Below are 24,881 nucleotides of genomic sequence, written 5' to 3'. Positions count from 1 at the left end.
TATGAATCTCAAATTGAGAATAAACATAGAACCTCACACGAACTGAATCTAACTTATTGTTTTTAAATGCTTAATTTCTTGGCACGTTGTCTGCAATTCCTAAATAAACAAAGAACTCAACGAGGGTTTGAAAATGGAAGTCAGACAAAAGCACAATAACACTAAGCACAGCAAAAAAGTGATATTACACGTCGTGCAGCACTTAGCTCCTGGCGGCTTAGAAACGCTCGTACTAGAAATGCTTCGTTTTGCGCAGCCAAACCATTCCGTTTTTGTCGTAAGTTTAGAGGGAAGCAAAGCGCAAGCACTGCAATGCTGGCAAAAACTATTGCCCTACCAAGGCCAACTGCACTTTCTTAATAAAAGACCTGGATTCAGCGGGAAGACCATCGCTACACTGACTTCAATGATAAAAAGAATGCGACCAGACGTGGTCCACACTCACCATATCGGACCACTCTTATATGGTGGGATTGCGGCACGTTTAGCGCACGTACCTGTAGTGATTCATACCGAGCACGACGCATGGCACCTTAATAACAAAAAATCAGCTCGACTACAGTCCCTTTTGCTAACGATGATTCGCCCGCAAGTAGTTGCCGATGCTAACTTTGTCGCCCATCAAATACAGACTAAGTTAAAGTATCGCAAAGTTTGTACTATCCATAACGGGATTGACTGTCAGAAGTTTAAAAGCGGTGACCAAACGGCAACAAGACACTTGTTTGAACTTCCAACCGACAAAATCGTGATTGGCGTTGCCGGGCGTCTAGAAGCAGTTAAAGGCCATAAAGTGCTTATCGAAGCATTCTCTCATCTTACGCCAAACACACACCTAGCCATTGCTGGAGATGGTTCTCAGCGAGCTCAATTGGAAGCACAAGTTAGAACGTTAAAACTTGAAGATCGAGTAACCTTTTTAGGCTTGGTCGACGATATGCCCAGCTTTTACCAAAGCCTAGACTTGTTTTGCTTACCATCACTTCAGGAGGGCTTTCCTCTCTCAACCCTCGAGGCTCAAGCATGTGACATTCCTTGCGTCGCAACGGATGTTGGCGGCGTGAAAGAGACGCTCTGTCCGAACAACAGCACACTGGTTGAAGCAAATCGCGTGTTTTCGTTGGCAGAAGCGTTATCACAACAACTGGAATCATCACACCGTTCTCCTCGAACTTTTATTCTCAAACACTTTGATATCAGAGACATGGTGAGTCGCTACTCACGTTTGGCCAAGGAGGCTAGCTATGAATGATTTACTTTGGATTATAGGGTTTGGTTTATCCGCATTTTTGATTGTCTATCATCACGTTGGGTACCCACTGCTCCTTAAATGGCTTCCTTTAAAACGGCAAGCCGAAACCAAAGCACCATTTGTAGAGCGAGCTTACAAAGCCTCCAAAACAGATAACCAGCTACCCTCTATTACTGTCATCGTGCCCGCCTACAATGAAGAACAATGGATAGCAGAGAAGATCCGTAACCTTGCGAGCCTAGATTACCCGAGGGATAAATTAAGGGTAGTGATCGCATGTGATGGCTGCACAGATAACACAGCCGAGATTGCTCAAGCGACAATTCAAGAAGCAATCTGCTCTGATACTCTGTTCATTATTAATGATCACCAAGTCAATCGCGGTAAAGTTGCCCTACTCAACGAAGAAATGCGTCATGTTAGCTCGGACATTACCGCACTGAGTGACACGTCGGCATTGATTTCTTGCGATTCTCTGTTGCTAGCTAGTCAGCATTATCAAAATGAGAACGTTGGAGTGGTTAACGCAACATATCAAATAATGAGTACTGATAACCAAGGTGAAGCGGCGTATTGGCGATACCAGTCTCGAGTAAAGCATCAAGAATCCTTGTTAGGTTCAACGATTGGTTCCCACGGTGCATTTTACACTTTCAGAACTCACTTATTTGAACCACTGGAAGTCAGCACCATTAATGACGACTTTATTCTCCCTATGAGAATCGTTTTGCGAGGCTATAGCGCTATTTACGAGCCAAACATGCTGGCTCTTGAACTAGAACAGAGCTCAGACAACGCAGATTTCAAGCGGCGCCTAAGAATTTCAGCGGGTAACATGCAGCAGCTCATGCAATTAAAGCAATTACTGCTACCTCGTTATCGTGGCACTGCCTTTGCATTTCTATCGGGAAAGGTTCTGCGCTTAGCAACACCCTATTTGATGATTGTTTGCTTTATTTGCTCACTACTACTGGCACACAATCCGCTGTTTCAAGTAATGCTGTTCGCTCAAGTTGGCATTTATAGCATCGCGCTTATCACTTACTTGATGCCAGCACTTAACACAATTAAACCTTTTAAGCTGATTAGCTACATCGTCATTGGTCATCTCGCCAACTTTATCGGCGGTATGAAGTATTTGCTCGGAATGGAAAATGGACGTTGGAAACGCGTCAACCAATAAGGAAAGCATCATGAAAAACTCACGCTACGATTCAAATGTATGCCACGCAAAAAGAACGTTTGATGTACTGGTTGCAATGCTTATTTTGGTCGTCACTGCACCACTATTCCCATTTATCGCGCTAGCGATCAAAACCACATCGAAAGGCCCTGTGATTTATCGCCAATTGCGAGTAGGACGCTGCACACCAGAAAAAATGGATCTTTTTCAAATCATGAAGTTTCGCACCATGTATATTGATGCAGAGCAACGCTCTGGCGCAGTATGGGCAACTCAAAATGATCCCCGCATCACGCCAGTAGGACGCTTTTTACGCAAAACGCGTTTAGATGAACTACCTCAACTGTTTAATGTGTTGAGAGGTGAAATGTCGATGATTGGGCCGCGCCCAGAACGCCCAGCTTTCTACCAGAAATTGGAAGATGAAATCCCCTATTTTGTAGAGCGCACATATGGCGTGTTACCAGGTATCACAGGCTTAGCTCAGGTTAACCAAGGCTATGATGCATGCATTGAAGATGTAAGACGCAAAGTTGGGTTTGACCACAGTTACGCACTAAGCTTAGGTTCGTTTTACTCTTGGATTTCAATGGACCTTTCAATCATGAGCAAAACATTCGTTGTGATGATTGACGGACGAGGTCAATAGCTTCCGGTTCTGGTAACAGTCACTCTTGCCACTGGCGGCGCATCTTTTCTATCGTCGCTGGTGGCACGTCATGAATGCTTTGATACGCTCCGTGACACACTTTAATTTCCACCTCGATGTGCTTCTTCATGCAGTAGTCCATGTAACGCTTCATCTCCCAATGTCGAACAAACGTATTGCTCACAATCACGACTTTCCCTTTGTTCAACCACTTTCTAGTTTGCTGAAAACACCACTCATGCGCTTGAGGTAATTGAACCGGTTCAAAGTGATAATCACCTTCATCATTTTCAAAATACATGTCAGCTTCAAAATGCTTAGCACCAAGCTCTATTGCCAGTTGTTTTGCTAAGGTTGTTTTACCTGAACCCGGAAGTCCACGAATAAGAATGAGTTTAGCCAGTGACATAATGCAGTTTAATGAGGTGGAAATAAGCCTAAACTGTAACGAAATTATTGGAAAAGAAAAGTAGAAATAAAAAATGCCGAGCACATAAGGCTCGGCATTTAAACTCAATCATGGATCGCGTTGTATTTATTTGTAAGCTGGCAGTTCAGTTCTTAACCCTTTCACCAAACTGACACACATCAACAGCAGAACAAAAGTAAACGGTAATCCTGTTGCAACAACGCCTGATTGCAATGCTTGCAGGGCTTCTTTACCACCAACCCAAAGCATTACGGCTGCAATTGCACCTTCAATACACGCCCAGAAAATGCGTTGCGGTACTGGTGCATCAATCTTACCACCGGCGGTAATACTATCGATAACCAGCGAGCCAGAGTCTGACGATGTAATAAAGAATACCAGAATCAGCACGATAGAAAGCATTGAAATCACTGAGCTATACGGAAGCGCATCGTAAACATGGAACAGAGTCAATGAAATATCAGTTAGGCCATTTGCACCTAGCTCACCAACTTTATTCACCACTTGGTCAAGCGCGATACCACCAAACACAGACATCCAAATCAAAGTAACAACTGTAGGAATAACGATGACTGCGAATAAGAATTCTCGAACCGTACGACCTTTAGACACACGCGCGATAAACATACCAACAAACGGTGACCAAGATACCCACCAAGCCCAGTAGAATACCGTCCAGCCGTGCATCCAAGTTTCATCTTCACGACCGTGAGGGTTACTCAATGGAATAATATTTTCAATGTAAGCCATTGTTGTGTCGCGTAGCGAGCTCCACGCCGTATCAAACGTGATGAAGGTAATGAAAATAAGCAGCGCAAACGCAACCACCATATTGACGTTACTCAGTAGCTTAACACCACCATCAATGCCACGAATCACTGATAACACCGCGATAAAGGTAACGAAGGTGATCACAATCATTTGTGTACCAATGCCGCCTTCTAGACCAAAGACATGGTTAATACCACTGGTCGCCTGCTGAGCACCTAGACCTAGCGACGTTGCAAGACCAAATAGCGTCGACAAAACGGCAAGGATATCAATAACGTGACCTAACCAACCCCATGCACGGTCACCAAAAATTGGATAGAACGCCGCGCGCAATGAAAGTGGTAAACCTTTGTTAAAGGCAAAAAACGCTAATGCTAGTGCAACGAGTGCGTAAATACTCCAACCATGCACACCCCAGTGGAACATAGTGGCACCCATCGCAAGGGATTTTGCTTCTTCGGTGTATGGTACTGCGTTAAGTGGCATTCCCCACCAATCAGTGAAATACGCGGTCGGCTCAGCCACACTCCAGAACAGAAGACCAATACCCATACCCGCGGCGAAAAGCATCGACAACCAAGAAACGGTTGAGTGATCCGGCGTTGCTTCTTTGCCACCTAAGCGGATTTTACCTAGCGGAGAAAAAAGAAGAGCAACGGCGAACAATAAGAAGAAGTTTGTCGACCACATAAAAAACGCATCAAACTGTTCGATAATTCCGTTTTTTAGACCGTTTAATACGTCACGAGCAGTGGTTGGCTCAACAAGAAGAAGTGAAATCAGACAGAAAACAACGAGCCCCGCACTAATGCCAAAAACCGGGTTATGTATATCGAATCCCCACTTTTGAACGTTATCCTGTCCAACCTGATAATCGGTTGTATCAATACTATATTTTTTAAATGCATTATCCATAAATACAAATTTAACGTGAATTTGAAACGCCCCTCAGGTGAGAAGAACTCCAATACCGCCCTCCATTAATTTGAACTCTAAAGTTTTAAAGCGGGACAAATTTTAGCAGCAATCACATATTTTTGCAAAAAGTCGTGATTTATTGCATTTTAAGCTCAATTCGAGACAGATGAAGGGAAAATGATATCAACACAAAAATTATGAGGTCTAACGATTGATTTTGTCGTAGGTTGTAGACTAGAAAAGACACAAGAAAGACTTAAGTTCATAGCCAGTCACAGCGCAAATAGAGAAGACCTGCGCTGATTTGGTTTCACAATTAACGACGAAACCAAATCAGCAAACCTTTCATCCAGCGAGCGTTATAAGAAATGGAAGGTGATGTTCCCTGTTACGCTGCTAACGGTATCGCTATCGCCTTCAATATCCACGCCAAACGCTTGATAACTCGCGCCCACAGACACATTGTCAAGCAAGAAGTATTCGGCACCAACACCATACATGTAAGAGACGCCATCATCTTTGTCTAAGTTTCTCAGTCCGCCGTCATAATCAACGTTGAATGCATTGATGCCGCCTTTTGCGTAAACGTGTAACGGGCCGAAGTCGATACTAGGTTTCGCCGCTAAATAGAATGAATCAAAATCAGCACTACCCCTGCTGCCACTCAAAGATAAATCCACTTTGCCGTGGTTAAAGTAGCCTGCTTCAATGCCAATGAATGGCAAAATACCAGTACCGACATGAATACCATAAGTTGTATCATTTTCGCTGTCGATATCGGACTGACCAATTTGACCACCAGCGTAAATCCAAGAGTCAGCCATTGCTGACGTTGAGCACAACGTTAGAGCGAATAACGAGAGTGTTTTTTTCATACTATCCCTTCCTGATCGATTCCTAAGCGAAACATTACGCAAATATGCGCATTTAATCGCCACTATATATTGGAAAGCATAGGCATTTTAAGACTCTAAAAGTGAACAATTTATGTTCAACTTTTGTTTTGTGACTTCCAGACAAAAAAACACCGACATAAAGCCGGTGTGTTTCATATGGTGTTAGAAAGCTTGACGCTTATAGGAAATGTAGTGTTGCGTTAACAGAGAACGTGCTGATATCGTCTTTACCAGCAGTGTAGTTCATGTAGCTAGCACCAACAGACATTGGGCCAAAAATGAAGTACTCAGCACCCACACCGTACATTAGGTCCAAATCGTCATCGTCTTTGCCGCCTTTCACTTTTTTGTCCCACTGATGGAAACCACCTTTTGCGTACACGTGTAGCGGACCGAAGTCGATACTTGGCTTAAGTGCTGCGTAGTAAGAAGTTAGCTTAGTGTCCTGACCATTTACGTTGAACTCACCGTGTTGTGTTACACCAGCTTCAACACCAATGATAGGTAGAATGCCTGTACCAACGTGAACAGAGTATGATGTGTCCGTCTCACCTTTGTAGTCAGACTGACCTACTGTTGCACCACCGTAAATCCAAGAATCCGCCATTGCCGCAGAAGATGCGCCAAGTAGCGCCACTGCTAATAGAGTTTTTTTCATCATCTACCTTTACTCTTTATTATTCCCACGTCTGCATAACTCAGTCGTTGGTACTACAAATAAAGGGAGGCGAACTATTGCCTCCCAGAACTAAAAAATAATGCTTATTGAGTTACTAGCAATTAGTGTACCAGCAACTTCTTAAGCGATAATTACAAATCTGACACTATTTTACTGGTTGATTAGCAAGCATCAATTGCGTTTTTGACTCGTTTATCAGAAACAGGATAAGGAGTGCCTAATTGTTGAGCAAAATAACTCACGCGAAGCTCTTCAATCATCCAACGCACTTCTTTTACATTTTCAGGAATGGCCACACCTTTCGGGATCTTGTTCAGCAACTCTTTATAGTCTTGAGTCACAGATTCAATCTTCAGCATATGTAAACGATCTTTGTTTGGATCGATTGGCAACTTCTCCATACGACGCTCTATCGCGCGCATGTAGCGAAGAATATCCGGCAAGCGTTTCCAGCCACATTCCGTTGCAAAGCCTTTGAAGATCAAGCCTTCAATTTGTGCTTTGATATCGGACAGAGCAAACGCCATTGTGAAGTCGATCTTGCCTTTTAGCTTCTTATTGATGCTAAACGCCGTGGTCAGAATAGTCTCAACCTGTTGAGCAATCTCTACAACGGTGTCACCCAATTCAGCACGAACGTGTTCTTTCAACGCTTCGAACTTCTCTGGCTCCCAAACTAAACCACCCTGCTCTTCAATAAGCTTATCGACACCACAGGCAATGCAGTCATCTATCAGATCAAGCACTTTGCCGTATGGATTAAAGTACAGACCCAGCTTCGATTTGTTCGGTAAGTTGGCGTGCAAATATTTAATTGGCGACGGTACGTTCAATAAAATTAGGCGGCGCTGGCCAGCACGCATTGCGGTGATCTGCTCAAATTCGGTTTCGTAGAGTTTGATTTCAACGCTGTCTTTGGTATCAACAAGCGCCGGATACGCTTTTACATCGTAGCCGCCACGTTTTTGTTGATACACTTTCGGCAATTCTCCAAAACTCCACGTATGCAGACCTTGCTGTTCGATATCGTCATCCGCCACTTTGGAAAGCGTTTCTTGAACTTTGTCTTTCAAACTTTCTTTCAGTTCATGAAGGTCTTTGTTTTCCTTCAGTTTACGATTTCGGTGATCAACCGCACGAAACGTGACTTTCAAGTGCTCAGGTACTTGTTCCAAGTTCCAGTCTTCACGCAGCACTTCTACGCCCGTCATGCGTCGCAACTCTTTCTCCAATGAATCTAACAGCGGCGCTTCCATTGGCGTAACGCGCGCTAAGAATGCATCGGCATAGTTCGGCGCAGGCACAAAGTTCTTACGAATTGTCTTTGGCAACGATTTAATCAAGCTAACCACAAGCTCATGGCGTAAACCTGGGATCTGCCAGTCAAAGCCCGCTGGTTCAACTTGGTTTAAAATCGGCAACGGCAAATGCACTGTGACACCGTCACTATCATCGCCTGGTTCAAATTGGTAACTCAATTTGAGCTTCAAACCATTTTGATGCCAGAAGTTCGGGTAATCCAAATCGTTCACATGGCTAGCATCACCCTTGAACAGCATCTCTTTTTCAAAGTTCAGCAGTTCCGGATTTTCTTTAGATGCCTTTTTCCACCACGTATCGAAATGCTTACCAGACACCACTTCGGTGCCAACGCGTTGGTCATAGAAATCAAACAGCTCATCATCATCCACTAAGATGTCTCGACGACGAGATTTATGCTCAAGCTCTTCCACTTCTTGCAGAAGCTTACGGTTTTGCTTAAAGAACGCGTGTTTGGTTTCCCATTCACCCTCAACCAATGCACTACGAATGAAGATTTCGCGACTTACGGTCGAATCGATACTGCCGTAGTTGACCAAGCGTTTCGGTACAATTGGTACGCCGTAAAGCATGACTTTCTCGTGCGCCATCACCGCCGCACGTTTCTTCGACCAATGTGGTTCGCTGTAACTGCGTTTAATAAGGTGTTTAGCTAACGGCTCAATCCATTCTGGTTGAATCTTTGCGATGATACGGCCCCAAAGTTTCGAGGTTTCCACCAACTCGGCTGACATTATCCACTTAGGTTGTTTCTTAAATAGACCCGATGCAGGGAAGATATGGAAACGAGCATTGCGCGCGCCTTGATATTCATTCTTTTCTTGGTCTTTCATACCGATGTGCGACAGCAAACCAACCAAGATCGCACTGTGTACACCATGGTAAGAAGCAGGCTCATCGTTAAGTTTGAATTCCATTTCACGCATCGACTGATGAATTTGGAAGTAAACGTCTTGCCACTCGCGAACGCGCAAGTAGTTCAAATAGTCTTGCTTACACTGTTTGCGGAACTGATTGCTAGACAGGGCTTTTTGCTGCTTTTGGATGTATTCCCACAAATTCACAAATGTCAGGAAGTCCGATTCTTCATGGAAGAAACGACGATGCTTATCGTCTGACGATTGTTGTTTATCTGAAGGACGTTCGCGTGGATCTTGAATCGACAAGGCCGCTGCAATGATCATCACTTCTTTAAGCGCACCATATTTTGGCGCTTCCAATACCATACGCGCCAAGCGCGGATCGATTGGCAAACGCGCTAATTGGCGACCAATGGAAGTCAGGCGCTTTTTCGGGTCTTTTACCTCAGAGTTAATCGCACCAAGCTCTTCCAGCAAACGCACGCCGTCTTGGATGTTACGTTTATCCGGTGCTTCCACAAACGGAAACGCTTGAATATCACCCAAACCAAGTGCCGTCATTTGCAAGATAACCGACGCTAGATTGGTACGCAGGATTTCAGGATCAGTAAACTCTGGGCGTGACTCAAAATCTTCCTCTGAGTACAGACGAATACAGATACCCTCTTCCACACGACCACAACGACCTTTACGCTGGTTCGCACTCGCCTGAGAAACTGGCTCGATTGGAAGACGCTGAACCTTAGTACGGTAACTGTATCGACTGATACGCGCCGTGCCCGGGTCGATAACATATTTAATACCCGGAACGGTTAGCGAGGTTTCTGCTACGTTGGTTGCCAGTACAATTCGGCGACCAGTGTGAGGTTGGAAAATCTTATTCTGCTCACCTGCCGACAAACGCGCGTAAAGCGGCACAATTTCCGTGCTCTTCAGATTACGTTTGGACAATGCATCTGCGGTATCACGGATTTCACGTTCACCGTTCATGAAAATCAGGATGTCACCTAAACCTTCATCGCACAGTTCATCTACCGCTTCGAAGATGCCTTCAAGCTGGTCACGATCATTGTCGTCATCACCGCTTAGTGGGCGGTAACGTGTTTCTACTGGGTAAGTACGACCCGATACTTCAATGATTGGTGCATTGTTGAAGTGTTTTGAGAAGCGTTCTGGGTCGATGGTTGCCGACGTGATGATCACTTTCAAATCAGGACGACGTGGCAGCAACTCTTTCAAGTAACCCAAGATGAAATCGATGTTGAGGCTGCGCTCGTGCGCTTCATCGATAATGATGGTGTCGTATTGATTCAAGAAACGGTCATGCTGAATTTCAGCCAACAAGATACCGTCCGTCATCAATTTGATTTGGGTATTTTCAGAGATCTGATCGTTGAATCGAACCTTGTAACCAACAAACTCACCAAGCTTGGTTTCCATCTCTTCGGCAATACGGTTAGCAACCGAACGCGCTGCAAGACGACGAGGCTGAGTATGACCAATCATGCCAAATTTACCGCGACCAAGCTCAGCACAGATTTTTGGTAGCTGAGTGGTTTTACCAGAACCGGTTTCACCCGCGACGATAACCACTTGGTTTTCTTCGATCGCTTTCGCAATATCGTCGCGTTTTTGGCTTACAGGCAGGATTTCTGGGTATTCAATCGTTGGTTTGTAGTTGCTGCGCTGCTCTGCAACCATCATGGATTTTGCGATGTCTAATGCGATTTCGTCGAACACAGCATTACGCGCTGCGTCCTTCTTAATTTTGCTTGCACCAGAAATACGTTTACTCAAGCGGAAACGGTCGCGCATCATGCACTGATTCAGCGCTTTACGCAGAGATGCCGCGCTATTCACTTGAGCCTGAGGTGTTTGAGCTTGTTTCGCTGTCGCTTTTTGCGCACCATTTGACGGTGTCGCTTGCTCTTCAGCTAGATTCTTTTTTGGGGGCTGTGACGAAGTCAAAGCGTTTCCTATTCTTTTCATTACAAAAACTGCGCGGATTGTATCACACAAGATCTGTAACAAGATAACCGAAAGCTCATTCAATTTTTTCGAACATGTTCAGCGAATCGCTAGGCTTTTGAACTCACTTACGTTGCTTATAATGGCTCCCATAATCGAAAGCACTTATTTAAGGAATAACCATTATGTCTCGTGTACTAGCTCTAAAATCAAGCATCCTTGGCGATTACTCTCAATCAAACAAATTGGTTGAAGACTTCATCAAAAATGTAGACCAAGACAAGCTTACTGTTCGTGATTTGGCTGCAAACCCGCTACCTGTTTTGGACTTCGCCGTTGCGACTGCACTGCGCGCTACGGAAGATCTTTCACAAGAACAGCAAACGGTGGTCGACTTGTCTGACACCCTTATTGAAGAAGTAAAGGCCGCAGACACTTTGGTTATTGCCGCTCCAATGTACAACTTCACCATCCCGACTCAGCTTAAAAACTGGATTGATTTGATTGCTCGTGCAGGCGTGACATTCAAATACACAGAAAACGGCGTTCAAGGTTTGATTGAAGGTAAAAAGGCGATTGTAGTAACGACTCGTGGTGGTATTCATAAAGATTCACCAACTGACAACGTTACGCCGTACCTACGCACTGTACTGGGTTTTGTAGGAATCACTGATGTGGAATTTGTTTACGCAGAAGCGCTAAACATGGGTGAAGATGCAGCTGCAAAAGGCATTTCAGAAGCGCAAAGCCAACTTGCAACAATGGCGTAAGTTAGAATAAACTAGAATACAAAAGGGATTGGTTCGCGCCAATCCCTTTTTAGATCAAGATGCCTTGATCGTGTTTATAGGGTCGCTTACATCGTCAAAAACGATTCACTTTCTCCAAGTTACGTATTGCATCGAGGTAGACTTTTTCTAAAGACCGCTCAGCTTCGCATATCATGTTCTCGATCATCGCATTAAACGCGACATCGCTACGCACTTCTATATTGTCTCCCGCCTTAACGTCAAGAGAGTTGACGTACAACACCAACCATTCATCGCCCTCCAAGTGCCCTTCTCCGTGAATGGCAAAAAAGCGTTTGGCAAATTCAGCGTTGGTACAATTTATCGCTTCAATTTGAAGATTGAATGAGGAGTCGATACTCATGGTGCTTATGCCATCCGATTCATCAGATGCATCACAAACAGCCTTAACTCTGGCACGATATACGAAATTTCTCGTTGAAAGCAGCATAGTATTATTCATCATTACTCATAATGGGCGATAAATAAGTCAGTTGCAAATCCGACCTATATACATCTCGCGATGCGCTAAAACTCGAACTGGAAATAAATAGTATTGTAGTTGCTCCCACCTTTAATTCGCCCAAACTGGGAAGCGCTTTCAAAAATCGCCGAGCGGTGATGCAATGAATAGCCCACCCACATATTGTTCCAGCTCTTTTGGTTGAAGAGATCGCCTACATTGACATCAAACGAGAAATCTAGGTAGTTGAGCAACTTGCTTGGTGTATAACCCTTGTCTTCCATTTCTGTGCCTTCAATATAGGTAATGCTATCAATGTATGACACACCTTCCGCTACACCAAATCGCCAAGTCGTAGGCCAATTAACCGTATAATAAGCCTTAATCGCCATGACGTATTCTGTGCTCGCAGACTGAACACTGGACGACCAGTGATGAACCAACCCTGGCGTTAAATAAATATCAAGAGGAAAACCAAACAGCTCATCCGTTAATGGATGCCCATAAAACAATGAAGTAAGTTGATTGTCGTATGGGTCTTTTTCTCTCTCAAAGCTAAATATTTCACCGATGTTCGAAGGCGTCGCCCAACCATGCGCAATACGTAGATATGCTTTATTGCTCAGTGTCGGTTTCGGAACTTTGCTTTTATCGTTGAAAAAGCCAAAACCGACAAACACTTCTCCCTGATATCGATCTTCTACAAGCTGACTGTTGTAGGCGTTATCATCTAAGCGAGTAACACTCGTCTCACCCAGTAAATACAAATTTGAAGTTACATGGTAACGCGCTTTAATACCAAGATTGGTGTCAAGTCCAGCTCCAATTCTCTCGCCAGTAATATCCTTAAAGGAATAGTATTCACTATTGAAATCAGCGTCTTTGTATCGAATCGTAATCGATGGCTCTAATTCCCAATCCCCAAATACATAATTGGCAGCAAGGCGGTAATTAGAGTGAAACTGGAGTTCGTCGTCCGTCATCAGCTCTACTTCTGCGCGCCAATTGTCGTTAATGCTATAACGCACTTGCCCACCGAAATCGACTCTGTCCCCTTCATTAGCATTTTGTAGCGACATGGGAATATCGACAAATCTCAATCGCATGAGTGCGCTCGCGCGCCAGTCGGAATCACTCTCGTTATACAAAAAAGCGCCACCTTCAATGCCATTGATATACACATGTTCGTTTTCAAAGAACATCATTGGTACAAATGTACTCACCGTAGAGTCATTATCGGCGGTATAAAACGGAATCGATGCTGTGCGATACATCGCAGCAATCCCCCACGTTTGTTCTTCTGCACCATGCGCAGAAGAAACTGCCGCAGCTAAAGGTAAAGCGAGTGTTGTTAGAATTAATCTCTTCATGAGTTCGAAAAATGTTGGTTGAGAAGCAGGCAAACATCAATGATTTGCCATTAAAAGCTTATGTTCTGCTGATGATAGCCGTTACAATGGCAAATGTTGTCATCCTCGTGACAGTTTGAGTCCCAAGATCATATTAATATTGCACGACTAGGTGAGCTTGTTTGCGAATATTTTACCATTACAACAAGCGCTTAAACTCTAGCTTAGTTCTAAATCAAACATAATGAAGTAAAAAGTGAAAGCATCAGAACTCATCTCTACCTTGAATCATTTACCCGCAGACACAGACATTGTGATGGGAGAAGCATGGCTGCCAGAGAGGTTGATAGGGACTCAACTCGATGGTGACATGTTGTTTTTGCACTTTGATAATGCACCAGAAGATGGTCAAGGTGACGAAGAAGGGCGTGGCTTCGTCGAACACGAAATCGACCTAATTAGAACTCGGCTTCAGCAAATTTTGGATGAAGACAGTGATAACGCGTCAAAAGCCGATGCGATGCTTGGTTTGTTCCTTATGGGACATGAACTTAGTAGCTCGCAAGTTATCGAAATATTAGAAGAAGAAGCCGACACATAAGGAGCCGTTTTGCCAGCATTGATGAACACGACTGAAATTTCTTCACTTCCTCTTGTCGTTGCAGGTCCGATCCTACGTAAAGTGACCGCAACTGAAATCAATATTTGGCTAGTCACCACCCAACGCTTGGAGGGTATGGTGCAAATTACGGATGAAAATGCCTCCATCCTTTATCAAGCCCCTTTAAGTGAACAAAAAGAACAGCTTCAAATCGGCCTCAATGCGTGGTGTTGCTTACTTAAATTAGAAGGCGAGTTTCCAACCCATCAAGCGTTACGCTATCAAATAAAAACGCAATATGGCTTAGTGACGGAACTGCTCCCTCACCTGACTTATGAGCGAGATAATACGCCAAACTTGGGTATTGAGTTCCTCGTTAGTGAAAAAGCGGATTATCTCTTACATGGCTCTTGCCGTAATCCCCATCACTTCAGTGATGATACATTGGTCGCTGCGGATCATAAAATCGCGTCTCAATCCATTGAAGAAAGACCAGATATGCTCATCATGAGTGGTGATCAAATCTATGCAGACCATGTTGCAGGCCCCACTCTCGATGCCATTGAGCAAGTCATAGCTTTATTGGGTTTGCCAGGCGAAGAATTCGATCAAGCTCCGATAAAAAATACCAATGACCTCTACCAACACCCTGCTTGCTATTATGGTCGAGATAAATTGTTGCCTCATTATGTGAGTGATGACAGTTTACTAAGTAAGTTTTTTCCACACCGAGGGACACCAATATTCAGCGCCAAAGAGTGTGAGAATCACCTAATAAGCTTTGCTGAGTGCTTTGCAATGTACTTATTGGTTTGGTCTCCGACCTTGTGGAAGCTTGTTCGAACGGATCGTTTATTAGAAAACGAATTTACTGTCGGCGGAGAAGTTCTTGAACCGAAATGGCAGCAGCAATGGCGCGAAGAAAAAAAACAAATTGATAAATTCGTCGCAGGTCTGGACAAGGTTCAACGCTTACTCGCTCACATTCCAACCTATATGATCTTTGATGATCACGATGTCACCGACGATTGGAATCTCACCATAGGCTGGGAACAAGCCGCATACAGCAACACGTTTGCAAAACGCATTATCGGTAATAGCTTGATTGCTTACTGGCTTTGCCAAGGTTGGGGAAATGCGCCAGAAAAATTCAATGATGAATTTATGAGCCTCGCTCAACGCTTTATCGATGAGCGAACCTCGCAAACCCAAGATGCATTTATTCAATATTTATATCGCTTTGAGAATTGGCACTACACCATTCCTACGACACCAAAAGTTGTCGTGCTAGATACACGAACCAGACGCTGGCGTTCTGAGTCTAAAATGAACAAACCTTCTGGCTTAATGGACTGGGAAGCGATGATTGAGTTCCACCAAGAACTCGTGCACCAAGACAAAGTTGTTATTGTTTCTGCCGCGCCAATGTTTGGTGTGAAATTTATCGAAGCACTACAACGTGTGGTGACCATGCTTGGTAAACCATTGATGGTTGATGCTGAAAACTGGATGGCTCACCCCGGAAGTGCGAATACTCTTATTAGTATTTTCACACACACAAAGACACCAACTAACTTTGTTATTCTCTCTGGCGACGTACACTACTCTTTTGCATACGATATTAAGCTCCGCTATCGAAAAAACAGTCCGAATATCTATCAAATCACCTGTAGTGGAATTAAAAATCAGTTCCCTACACAACTGCTCAATATTTGTGATGGCCTAGATAGACTGCTATACAGCCCTCGCTCACCTTTAAACTGGTTCACAAAACGTAAACGACTCAAGATTTACAAACGCGCACCAAGTACGCACAACTTTTATCGCTTGGTTAACCATAGTGCCATTGGTGAGCTACGTCTTGATGATGAAGGCAAACCAAGTCAAATTAGTATTCTGACGAGTGATGGTGACGAAGTTCATTTTCCACCGACACGTGCTGAAAGCTGAGTATCAATCCCAAAATGACTTGCCCTTTGTAAGAGGCAAGTCACCTTGAACTAACTCAGGAGTTTAGGTTTTTTGGGGAGAAAGTGGCCGTTCTTAAATGTCAACGGCGTGCTAAATTTGGTATCGCACCTTGAGATCTTCCGTATTTATTACCATGTTAACCAAATAAACAATAGCTCGGTGTTCATTATGTTTAATTCTCTCACATCATTATTTAAACAACTCATTGATGGCTCTGATTTAAGCCAAACCAACACACTTTCCCCTAACATGGCTATCGCGTGTTTGCTTTGTGAAGTTTCTGGCGCAGACCATAGTGTCGATGATAGAGAACAAGAAACAAAGCGCTCTTTATTGATGAAACTGCTTTCGTTAAATGAAGAAGAATCAAATACTTTGTTAGAGCAAGCGCAACAGAAAATAAAAGATTCCGCTTCGCTGTACGACTTTACCTCTCAACTAAGAGAACTGACTCAAGAAACTCGTTACAACTTAATCAAAAGCATGTGGGAAGTCGCTTACGCAGACGGCGAAATTGACCCGCTAGAAGACGCGGTGATCCGTAAAACAGCAGAGCTACTCTATGTTGATCACAGCGAGTTCATTCGAGCGAAGTTACAGTCTCAGTAAAGTGACGAGATGAGTATATAAGTCGCTGGCTAACTCTAAGCTACCCCTAGAATGACAACAGATATCGCTTCTGTAGCCATAAAAAAACGCGCACTCTGCGCGTTTTTCAATAAGCCAACGACATTGTTATTAAAATACTGGTCAAGGTATGTGTTTAGCTCTTTCCACACTAAACAGACTACATGACAAAACAACAATGGTTGGATGATTATTTAATTACAAGCTAGCTAAGTTCGAATAACTAAAACATGGTCAAAGCAAGCTTAGCTAAGTTGTATGCATCTACATAGCCAGAGTGTTGACGCCCTTCCCAGTCTATTCCTTTTGCTTCTTGAGCGGCTCGATGGCCTATACGTTTATCTTTAAGACGATTTTGAATACGGTAGAGTGTCGCTAAGTTGATGAACTCTGTGAACGGTGCTTCAATACCTTTTTGCTTACACTCTTCTAGAAGAATGAGGTCATCTCGCCCCCAAGATGCAAAGATTTTGTTGCGACCACCGAAGTTCTTAACCATGGATTTAAGCACTTCTTCTAGTGGGCGTCCTTGTTTTTCAATCTTACGTGGTGTGATGCCCGTTAACTCAGCGCAGAACAGAGACACTTCATCGTGTTCTGGTTTCACGTAGTATTGAGCACGCTTGACTATCTCACCTTTAGACAAATCTATTTCAGCTAACCCCACTTCGATAATTTCACCCGTGCTGCCGACGCCATTTTCGTTCCAGCAACACATTTCTAAATCGAAGCATACAATACGGTTATGGTTCATAGTTTGCCTTGGTTCCTAACATAAAAATTTAAAGCGTGCGATTCTATCGTAACACGGCGTAAAACTCGAATTTGTGCGCCCATTTAATCGCCGATCGACACATTATTACGGCCGTTTTTTTTACTCAAATAGAGTTGACTATCCATTTTGTGATACAAGCTCTCAGGATCTTCTTCTTTATGGATAACCGCACCGATACTCAACGTACAGATGATTGACGCATCACCATAATCAAAAGCCGTACTTGCCACAACACTCCGTAACTTTTCTAGGTAAGCTTCTAGCGCTGCTCTATCAATGACTTTAGAAATAATACAAAACTCGTCACCACCAGCTCGGTAAAACTTATCTCCCGGTTTTAAATTAGCACTGACCAGCTTAGTGACATGTTGTAACGCTTCATCTCCACCTAAATGGCCGTGTTTGTCATTAATCACTTTGAAGTGGTCGATATCAAAACCAACCAAGGCGAAGTTAACACCTTTGTTTATCTGATTGAGCAAATAATCGTTGAATGCTCGGCGATTAAGTAGTTGAGTTAGAGGGTCTCGCTCTGCCATTCTTTTTAATTCAACGGTTTTGAGCTCCAACATGACCGCTAAGCGCTCTTTTTCTCGAGACTGTAAATTCACAATCCAACTGATCAAAAAGGCGATTACCAATCCGGCTAGCGTCGTGCCCGCTAAAATAGAACGCTCCCAAGCTGAGACTGCGTCAGAAAGCTTAAAGTCAATACGCCATTCACGGTTAGGCAGTTGAATGGTTCGGCTTATAACCGTTCCTCGAATGTTATCCCAGCTAGCACTTTGAAAGAGAACAGGGTCATCTGCTGCGTCGAATCCCAAGTCTTCTACGCGCACCGACATATCGAGCTCCGTCGCGGTTTTCGTAATCAAATCCTCAAAGTAAACCGTACTTCGGATAACGCCGGTCACTACTCCTAATAAATATTTGTTCTCGAAGTCGAACACTGGATGGAACACCAGCAACCCAGTCTTAGGTATGGACTTGTCATAACCATCTTGCAGTAAGCGAACTTTATCCGAGACATTCGCTCGCCCATTTTCGGAAATATCATCCAAGATTAAATCGAAGCGTTTGCGCGAAAAATAGAAACCCAATAGAGAAAGGTTTTCCGGTGTTCTTGGGTAGATATCCGACGCGATAAAAATTGGCTCATTGTGTTCAAAAATGTACCCGTAGGTTTTGGGACCATCTTTAGGAACGGTAAACGGTTGGAAGTTTGGAAATTTTTGACGGGTCTTTAAAATATGTTCATCAAGATCTTCGAATTCGACCTTTTGCATCCATTGAAGTCCAATGAGACTTCGCGAGCTATTAATCACTTGTTCCGCATACATGGGAAACGATGGCCAATAGCTTCGCTCAATCGAATGGAAAAAGTTTGCGCCCGCACCAATGAACTTTAGATCATTCTCGACGTTTGCTTTAAGTGATTCTGCTTGTCGGTCGGCTAAAGTATCAAACGTAGTCTGTGTATACCGTTGCTGCATTGTATAAGCAGCACCGACTACACCAGCAGTGACACATTAAAGTCGCCAAAAAAGCTAAAATAGAGTCTGAATGTCGTTTTATAAAGCTCTTATGAGCGGTGCTTTGTGTCATATCGTAATTTTTGATACTTCCGTAAGTTAAACTTCGGGATCTATTGAAATACTGCGTTAGCAATGCACAAACATCAAGCAACAACCTATATTGGGGAGTCTGATCGTCGATTTTTCACTCTGTTCGTACGGTATAGTCACGAATTATTACAGCCTTAAGCCTTGAATATGCTACCATCCGTCATCATTTTAATGTCTAAACTTGGTGCAAGATCGCAAAGACGATCGTTTTAGTGAACAAATATGAGCCAATACTGAGCACCAATAAATCAATAGAAAGAGAAAAAACGTCATGAACATTGATTTGAACCTAATTCCTCAAACGCTCGATATGCTTCACGCTGGCCTAACCGCATCGAGCGTTTTGCTTCTTCTAGTTGCAGTGTCGCGCAAATCAAAAGTGGTCGAGAAAGTGGTAGAAAAACCAGTCGAGAAAATCGTCGAGGTTGAGAAACCAGTTGAGAAGATCGTTGAAGTAGAAAAAGTAGTGGAAGTAGAGAAAGTCGTAGAGCGTGTTGTAGAAGTTGAATCAAAACTTGCAACCGCATCAACAGACTCTGCAATGCAGCTGCTTTCTATCATGCAACAAGAAGCTCGTCTGATTGACTTCTTAAAAGAAGACCTAACGTCATTCTCTGATGAAGAAGTAGGCGCAGCCGCTCGCGTAATCCACACTGGTGGTCAGAAAGTACTGAACGACTACGTGACGCTAGCGCACGTTCGTAACGAAGACGAAGAAACTCGCATTACGGTTGAAGAAGGCTTCAACCCACAAGAAATCCGCCTAACTGGCAACGTAACAGGCAGCGCGCCATTTAACGGCACGCTAGTTCACAAAGGTTGGAAGGCAACATCAATGACGTTGCCTAAACTGGCTGAGAACTACGACGCATCTGTGATCGCTCCAGCTGAGGTTGAGCTGTAATGGAACACATGAACCAAGAAAACCATTCTCAAGAAGCGTCTGTTGAAACTCAACAGACGCCTAAATTCAGTGTTGGTATCGACTTAGGTACAACACACTGTGTGATGTCTTTTGTTGATACTCACGACGAAGACGCTCGCGTTGAAGTGATGCCTATCCCGCAGTTGACTGCGCCGGGTACGGTAGAGACTCGCAGCCAATTAGGCTCTTTCCTTTACCAGCCGCACGAACACGAAATGAACCCGCAATCACGCGTTCTTCCGTGGTCGAGCGAGCCAAAAGCTCTAGTTGGTGCAATTGCACGTAACCTAGGTTCAAAAACACCAATTCGTCTTGTTGCAAGTGCGAAATCTTGGCTTTGCCACGCAGGTGTGAACCGTCGTGATGCTTTCCTGCCAGCAGGTAGCCCAGAAGAAGTGGAAAAAGTCTCCCCTCTTCGTGCGACAGAGCTTTACCTAGAGCACCTAAAAGATGCTTGGAATCACACCAATCCAAATCACAACCTTGCCGATCAAGACGTAACTATTACAGTTCCTGCTTCTTTTGATCCTGCTGCTCGCGATCTAACTGCAGAAGCAGCACGCAACGTTGGTTTTGTGCACCTAACGCTTCTAGAAGAGCCACAAGCTGCGCTTTACAACTGGATTGATAACAGCAACGACAAATGGCGCGACGAAGTTGAAGTTGGCGACATCGTACTTGTGGTCGATATCGGTGGTGGTACAACCGACCTCTCTTTGGTTGAAGTAACCGAAGACGACGGCAACCTAACTCTGAACCGCATCGCGGTAGGTGAACACATCCTACTTGGCGGTGACAACATGGACCTTGCACTTGCGTACCGCTTGAAGATGAAGCTAGCGCAAGAAGGCAAAGAGCTACAGCCATGGCAAGTGCAGGCAATGACACACGCATGTCGCGACGCGAAAGAAGCGCTATTGAACGACAGCGAACTTCAGTCAGTGCCAATCGTAGTACCAAGCCGTGGTTCTAAACTGCTTGGCGCAACGCTGAAAACAGAACTGACTCAAGAAGAAGTACAACAAACACTGGTTGACGGCTTCTTCCCTCAAGTTGCGATTACGGACCACCCTGTTCAACGTAACCGTGGTGCACTAACGCAAATGGGTCTGCCTTACGCACAAGATGCAGGCATTACTCGTCACATTGCAGCGTTCTTGTCTAAGCAAGCCAATGCTCTTTCTGCTTCAGGAAATAGCGCAGAAGCAGCAGCTCAAGATTTCAACCCATTCGCTAACATGCCTGGTATGCCAGGTTCGGATGCAGCGCAATCGGCTGACTTCATCAAGCCAACGGCAATCCTATTCAACGGTGGTGTTCTGAAATCGAAACTTCTAGCAACTCGTCTAGAAGACACGATCAACGAATGGTTAATTGAAGCAGATGCAGAAATGGCGAAGCGCCTAACAGGTGTGGATCTAGACCTTGCGGTTGCTAGCGGTGCGGCTTACTACGGCTCTGTACGTCGTGGTCAAGGCGTTCGTATCCGTGGTGGTATTGCTTCGGCGTACTACGTGGGTATCGAAAGTGCGATGCCTGCGATTCCTGGCATGGCGCCTCCAATGGAAGCACTTTGCGTTGCACCATTTGGTATGGAAGAAGGTTCCAGCGTTGACGTACCAAGCCAAGAGTTTGGTTTGATCATCGGTCAGCCGGTTAACTTCCAATTCTTTGGCTCAACGGTTCGTCGTGATGACCTAGCAGGTACTCACCTAGACTACTGGGCACCAGAAGAGCTTGAAGAGCTTCCAGAGATCCAAGTAACGCTGCCTGTATCTGAAGGTCGTCGTGAAGGCGAAGTGGTTCCGGTAACCCTAGCCTCTCGCGTCACTGAGCTTGGTACGCTTTACTTAGAAGCCATTGCCGCTGATAACGGTCAAAAATGGCATGTTGAGTTCGATGTGCGCGAAGACGCGAAAAGCAACTCAAACGAAGAAGAATAAATAGAAATCAAACGGCATCCAATCGGGTGCCGTTTTTAAATACACGAAGGTTTGTATGGCATCTCCTCGTTTTCTTGTTGGTATTGACCTTGGCACCACAAACACTGTGGTGGCGTATTGTGAAATTACCGACAACCTTGAACAATCCGAAGTATCCCTATTCGACATCGACCAATTGATTGGTCCGGGTGAAGTGGTTCGTAAGCCATTGTTGCCCTCTTTCCGCTATCACCCAGCGGTTGGTCAAATCTCCCCTTCTGACCTAACACTTCCTTGGGAAAACGAACCTGTATCTGGCGACATTAGTAATGTGATCGTGGGTGAATGGGCTCGTGAATTAGGCGCTAAGGTGGAAGGACGTCAAGTATCCAGTGCTAAAAGCTGGCTATCGCACCAAGCAGTGGATCGTAGTTCAGACATTCTTCCTTGGGCGGGCGCGCAAGACGTAGATAAAGTCTCACCCGTTATTGCCAGCGCAAGCTACCTCAACCACATTCGTCAAGCATGGAACTACCGTCACCCTAGCAATAAGATAGAAGACCAAGATGTGGTTGTGACCGTTCCAGCTTCGTTCGATGAAACCGCTCGTAAGCTCACGCTTGAAGCTGCACAGCTGGCAGGTTTAAAGAAAATCGTCCTGCTCGAAGAGCCACAAGCCGTATGTTACGACTGGTACGCACGCCACCAGCAGACCGCTGCTGATGAACTCAAAGAGTTGCCGCTGATTCTGGTGTGTGATGTGGGCGGTGGTACTACCGACTTGAGCTTGATTGAAGCCAGTTTCTCTTCTCAAGATGAGCTAGCCCTTGACCGCATTGGCGTTGGCGAACACTTGATGCTGGGTGGTGATAACCTCGATTTAGCATTAGCACACCTTGCAGAAAGCCGCTTCAACCAAAGTAAGAAGCTCACTGCCGCAAGCCTGACTAAGTTGATTCAGCAAACTCGCAAGGCGAAAGAAAACCTACTTTCATCGAGCGCACCTGAAGAAGTAAAAATCACCATGCTGGGCAGCGGCTCGAAACTTCTTGGCGGAACAAAGAGTATTGGGCTGAGCAAACAAGAAGTGCACCAAATCGCTTTAGATGGCTTCTTCCCGCTTTCTGATTTCAGTGAAGTGCCGGACAAACGCCGCAGCGCGGTTGTCGAGTTTGGTCTTCCATACGTTGCTGACCCAGCGGTGAGCAAGCACGTTGCCGAGTTCTTAACTCAGCACCAACAAGTTGCTCGTGCCGCTCTCGGCATTGAAGACGAAAAACAAAATGCAATTCCGGTAGGTTTGCTACTTAACGGTGGTGTGTTCAATAGTGAACTTGTGACTGAGCGAGTCACTACCCTCCTTTCCGATTGGCGCGGCGCTCCGGTTACGGTATTAGATAACCCACATCCAGATTGGTCTGTTGCACTAGGTGCTGTTGCGTTTGGTAAAGCACGTCGTGGTGCACAGCTAAAAATTGGTGGTGGTGCAGCGCGTTCTTACTTCTTGCACCTTCAAGAAAAGAACAAGATGGGCAAAGCGCTCTGTTTGCTTGCAAAAGGGACAGAAGAAGGTCACGAGATCCGCTTAAGTGGTCGTCGTTTCTCGCTTACCTTGGGTGAACCCGTTCGCTTTAACCTGCTGACTTCCACCCACGACACCTTAACCAATAACACCGCCATTCAAAACGGTGTGATGGTGGACGTTGACCCCGACTTATTTGCTCCTCTGCCGCCTTATATCACCACCCTTGAAGGTGAAGGCGCTGAACTACAAGCCAACCAGAAAGAGCGCGTAGAAGTACAACTGGCGTGTCAGTTGACCGAAGTCGGCACGCTTAAGATGGAATGTGTCAGCGCAGAAGACGATAACAAACGTTGGGAGCTGGAATTCGAAGTTCGTAACAAGCAAACCGATGACAGCGAGCAAGTTAAACTTCACCCTAAACTGAACGAATGTAAAGAGCTGATCGCTCGCCTTTACAGCGGTAACAAGAAAAGCGCAGAAAGCAAAGAGATCAAAACCTTAGCCAAAGATCTTGAGAAGAAACTTGGCAAACGTGATGAATGGGATTTCACGACCCTACGTCAACTGTTCGATACCTTTGCACAAGGTCGTAAGCGTCGTCGCCGTTCTGAACAACACGAGAAAAACTGGCTTCGTTTGGCAGGTTTTGCTCTGCGTCCGGGCTTTGGCGATCCAACCGACTCATGGCGCATTGAACAAGTTTGGGGTCTCTACCAGCAAAACATTCAGTTCAAAAACCATCAAGGCTGGACTGACTGGTGGGTATTCTGGCGTCGTATCGCAGGTGGCTTGAGCCAAGAGCAACAAGAGACCATCTTGGCGGACATCGCGAAATACCTACATCCTGGTGCGATGAAAAACCCACAATCCGCCAAAGCGGCACAAGATATGGGTTACGAATCAATGGTGCGCTTATCTGCCTCTCTAGAGCATCTAGAAGTCGAAGACAAAGTTCTATTGGCTACGTGGTTCTTGAGCAAAGCCATCAACCATAACCAGTTCGAACAAGCACACTGGTGGGCAATGGGTCGCTTGGCATCACGTACGCCTTTATATGGCAGTCAGCATAACGTCGTTCCTCGTGAACAAGCGGAACAGTGGTTGCCTAAGCTGCTAGAGCCGAACTGGCAGAAAGAGCCAATGATCGCTTTCGCAGCCGTAATGATTTGTCGTAAGACGGGCGACCGCCTATTCGATATCTCAGACGACTACCGTGAGCAGGTACTGGCTAAGTTGAAGCAAAGCAAGGTACCTGAATCTTGGGTATCACTGGTTGAAGAAGTCAAAGAGCTATCTGAGAGCGAATCGAAGCGTATCTTCGGTGATGCACTACCAAGCGGTCTGACACTGGTAAATAACTAGGCTCTCACGCTTATAAACGCAA

Annotated in this window: 18 protein-coding genes and 1 pseudogene; 10 read left to right on the top strand and 9 right to left on the bottom strand. The window is 44.9% G+C overall.

Annotation, left to right across the window (positions count from 1 at the left end; translation table 11 throughout):
- Positions 1 to 133 precede the first annotated feature (133 nt).
- The 3 genes from R7R78_RS01790 to R7R78_RS01780 are packed head-to-tail and all read left to right on the top strand — an operon-like array spanning position 134 to position 3,084.
- Positions 134 to 1,252, top strand: coding sequence for a glycosyltransferase (locus tag R7R78_RS01790; protein WP_225472907.1), 1,119 nt, complete (start codon positions 134 to 136; stop codon positions 1,250 to 1,252).
- Positions 1,245 to 2,435 (top strand): glycosyltransferase family 2 protein, encoded by a 1,191-nt coding sequence (locus R7R78_RS01785; RefSeq protein WP_176310954.1) that lies wholly within the window; start codon positions 1,245 to 1,247, stop codon positions 2,433 to 2,435. Before R7R78_RS01790 ends, R7R78_RS01785 begins: the two co-directional genes overlap by 8 nt.
- 10 nt (positions 2,436 to 2,445) lie before the next feature.
- On the top strand, positions 2,446 to 3,084 hold the full coding sequence (locus R7R78_RS01780; protein ID WP_225472906.1) for a sugar transferase: 639 nt from the start codon (positions 2,446 to 2,448) through the stop codon (positions 3,082 to 3,084).
- A 19-nt stretch (positions 3,085 to 3,103) separates the two neighbouring features.
- Here the strand turns inward: R7R78_RS01780 and R7R78_RS01775 are convergent, their stop codons facing one another.
- From R7R78_RS01775 to hrpA, 5 genes are all read right to left on the bottom strand, one after another.
- The gene (locus tag R7R78_RS01775) at positions 3,104 to 3,493 is read right to left on the bottom strand and encodes an AAA family ATPase (protein ID WP_213877496.1); all 390 of its coding nucleotides are present in this window, start codon (positions 3,491 to 3,493) and stop codon (positions 3,104 to 3,106) included.
- Positions 3,494 to 3,619: 126 nt separating this feature from the next.
- Entirely contained in the window at positions 3,620 to 5,200 is a 1,581-nt protein-coding gene (locus R7R78_RS01770) for a BCCT family transporter (protein WP_005377659.1), read from the bottom strand.
- 362 nt (positions 5,201 to 5,562) lie between these two features.
- Positions 5,563 to 6,078 (bottom strand): outer membrane beta-barrel protein, encoded by a 516-nt coding sequence (locus tag R7R78_RS01765; RefSeq protein WP_005377661.1) that lies wholly within the window; start codon positions 6,076 to 6,078, stop codon positions 5,563 to 5,565.
- Positions 6,079 to 6,277: 199 nt separating this feature from the next.
- A complete protein-coding gene (locus tag R7R78_RS01760) occupies positions 6,278 to 6,757 on the bottom strand; it encodes an outer membrane beta-barrel protein (RefSeq protein WP_021033871.1) in 480 nt (159 codons plus the stop codon).
- 182 nt (positions 6,758 to 6,939) lie between these two features.
- Positions 6,940 to 10,926 (bottom strand): ATP-dependent RNA helicase HrpA, encoded by a 3,987-nt coding sequence (gene hrpA, locus R7R78_RS01755; protein WP_225472905.1) that lies wholly within the window; start codon positions 10,924 to 10,926, stop codon positions 6,940 to 6,942.
- 185 nt (positions 10,927 to 11,111) lie between these two features.
- Between hrpA and R7R78_RS01750 the strand changes: the two genes are divergently transcribed.
- The gene (locus tag R7R78_RS01750; RefSeq protein WP_225472904.1) at positions 11,112 to 11,696 is read left to right on the top strand and encodes an FMN-dependent NADH-azoreductase; all 585 of its coding nucleotides are present in this window, start codon (positions 11,112 to 11,114) and stop codon (positions 11,694 to 11,696) included.
- A 94-nt stretch (positions 11,697 to 11,790) separates the two neighbouring features.
- On the opposite strand, the gene R7R78_RS01745 is transcribed toward R7R78_RS01750, so the two are convergent.
- Together R7R78_RS01745 and R7R78_RS01740 are read right to left on the bottom strand one after the other, a co-directional pair.
- Positions 11,791 to 12,180, bottom strand: a complete 390-nt coding sequence (locus R7R78_RS01745) for a hypothetical protein (protein ID WP_225472903.1) — start codon at positions 12,178 to 12,180, stop codon at positions 11,791 to 11,793.
- Between the two features lie 62 nt (positions 12,181 to 12,242).
- On the bottom strand, positions 12,243 to 13,547 hold the full coding sequence (locus tag R7R78_RS01740) for a MipA/OmpV family protein (protein WP_021707746.1): 1,305 nt from the start codon (positions 13,545 to 13,547) through the stop codon (positions 12,243 to 12,245).
- A gap of 235 nt (positions 13,548 to 13,782) precedes the next feature.
- Between R7R78_RS01740 and R7R78_RS01735 the strand changes: the two genes are divergently transcribed.
- The 3 genes from R7R78_RS01735 (at position 13,783) to R7R78_RS01725 (ending at position 16,707) form a co-directional block, all read left to right on the top strand.
- The gene (locus R7R78_RS01735; protein ID WP_017820645.1) at positions 13,783 to 14,127 is read left to right on the top strand and encodes a hypothetical protein; all 345 of its coding nucleotides are present in this window, start codon (positions 13,783 to 13,785) and stop codon (positions 14,125 to 14,127) included.
- A gap of 9 nt (positions 14,128 to 14,136) precedes the next feature.
- Positions 14,137 to 16,077 carry an alkaline phosphatase D family protein gene (locus R7R78_RS01730; protein ID WP_017634943.1) on the top strand — a complete coding sequence of 647 codons (1,941 nt, stop codon included), beginning with the start codon at positions 14,137 to 14,139 and terminating at the stop codon, positions 16,075 to 16,077.
- A gap of 189 nt (positions 16,078 to 16,266) precedes the next feature.
- Positions 16,267 to 16,707, top strand: coding sequence for a TerB family tellurite resistance protein (locus R7R78_RS01725; protein WP_017820644.1), 441 nt, complete (start codon positions 16,267 to 16,269; stop codon positions 16,705 to 16,707).
- A gap of 241 nt (positions 16,708 to 16,948) precedes the next feature.
- On the opposite strand, the gene R7R78_RS01720 is transcribed toward R7R78_RS01725, so the two are convergent.
- Complete coding sequence (locus R7R78_RS01720) at positions 16,949 to 17,479, bottom strand: 3'-5' exonuclease (RefSeq protein ID WP_005377684.1); 531 nt, start codon at positions 17,477 to 17,479, stop codon at positions 16,949 to 16,951.
- A gap of 83 nt (positions 17,480 to 17,562) precedes the next feature.
- Positions 17,563 to 19,105 (bottom strand): annotated as a pseudogene (locus tag R7R78_RS01715) (diguanylate cyclase domain-containing protein).
- Between the two features lie 291 nt (positions 19,106 to 19,396).
- Here R7R78_RS01715 and R7R78_RS01710 point away from each other — a divergent pair.
- From R7R78_RS01710 to R7R78_RS01700, 3 genes are read left to right on the top strand one after another with little or no spacing between them, the layout of a single operon-like run.
- Positions 19,397 to 20,029: a DUF2760 domain-containing protein gene (locus tag R7R78_RS01710; RefSeq protein WP_225472901.1), complete on the top strand. Its 633-nt coding sequence runs from the start codon at positions 19,397 to 19,399 to the stop codon at positions 20,027 to 20,029.
- Complete coding sequence (locus tag R7R78_RS01705) at positions 20,029 to 21,993, top strand: Hsp70 family protein (protein ID WP_225472899.1); 1,965 nt, start codon at positions 20,029 to 20,031, stop codon at positions 21,991 to 21,993. The genes R7R78_RS01710 and R7R78_RS01705 overlap by 1 nt, the downstream gene beginning before the upstream one ends.
- A 55-nt stretch (positions 21,994 to 22,048) precedes the next feature.
- Positions 22,049 to 24,859 carry an Hsp70 family protein gene (locus tag R7R78_RS01700; RefSeq protein WP_225472897.1) on the top strand — a complete coding sequence of 937 codons (2,811 nt, stop codon included), beginning with the start codon at positions 22,049 to 22,051 and terminating at the stop codon, positions 24,857 to 24,859.
- The last annotated feature ends 22 nt before the right edge of the window (positions 24,860 to 24,881 follow it).

The sequence above is a fragment of the Vibrio sp. 2134-1 genome (genome assembly GCF_033339495.1).
The sequence above is the reverse complement of the archived record's forward strand: the minus strand, read 5'-3'. Positions and strand labels throughout refer to the sequence as shown.

What these genes read in the sequence shown, in the direction of transcription:
- R7R78_RS01790 (WP_225472907.1), top strand. Translation starts at nt 134, where the DNA reads ATGGAAGTCAGACAAAAGCACAATAACACTAAGCACAGCAAAAAAGTG.
- R7R78_RS01785 (WP_176310954.1), top strand. Translation starts at nt 1,245, where the DNA reads ATGAATGATTTACTTTGGATTATAGGGTTTGGTTTATCCGCATTTTTG.
- R7R78_RS01780 (WP_225472906.1), top strand. Translation starts at nt 2,446, where the DNA reads ATGAAAAACTCACGCTACGATTCAAATGTATGCCACGCAAAAAGAACG.
- R7R78_RS01775 (WP_213877496.1), bottom strand. Translation starts at nt 3,493, where the DNA reads ATGTCACTGGCTAAACTCATTCTTATTCGTGGACTTCCGGGTTCAGGT.
- R7R78_RS01770 (WP_005377659.1), bottom strand. Translation starts at nt 5,200, where the DNA reads ATGGATAATGCATTTAAAAAATATAGTATTGATACAACCGATTATCAG.
- R7R78_RS01765 (WP_005377661.1), bottom strand. Translation starts at nt 6,078, where the DNA reads ATGAAAAAAACACTCTCGTTATTCGCTCTAACGTTGTGCTCAACGTCA.
- R7R78_RS01760 (WP_021033871.1), bottom strand. Translation starts at nt 6,757, where the DNA reads ATGAAAAAAACTCTATTAGCAGTGGCGCTACTTGGCGCATCTTCTGCG.
- R7R78_RS01750 (WP_225472904.1), top strand. Translation starts at nt 11,112, where the DNA reads ATGTCTCGTGTACTAGCTCTAAAATCAAGCATCCTTGGCGATTACTCT.
- R7R78_RS01745 (WP_225472903.1), bottom strand. Translation starts at nt 12,180, where the DNA reads ATGATGAATAATACTATGCTGCTTTCAACGAGAAATTTCGTATATCGT.
- R7R78_RS01740 (WP_021707746.1), bottom strand. Translation starts at nt 13,547, where the DNA reads ATGAAGAGATTAATTCTAACAACACTCGCTTTACCTTTAGCTGCGGCA.
- R7R78_RS01725 (WP_017820644.1), top strand. Translation starts at nt 16,267, where the DNA reads ATGTTTAATTCTCTCACATCATTATTTAAACAACTCATTGATGGCTCT.
- R7R78_RS01720 (WP_005377684.1), bottom strand. Translation starts at nt 17,479, where the DNA reads ATGAACCATAACCGTATTGTATGCTTCGATTTAGAAATGTGTTGCTGG.
- R7R78_RS01710 (WP_225472901.1), top strand. Translation starts at nt 19,397, where the DNA reads ATGAACATTGATTTGAACCTAATTCCTCAAACGCTCGATATGCTTCAC.
- R7R78_RS01705 (WP_225472899.1), top strand. Translation starts at nt 20,029, where the DNA reads ATGGAACACATGAACCAAGAAAACCATTCTCAAGAAGCGTCTGTTGAA.
- R7R78_RS01700 (WP_225472897.1), top strand. Translation starts at nt 22,049, where the DNA reads ATGGCATCTCCTCGTTTTCTTGTTGGTATTGACCTTGGCACCACAAAC.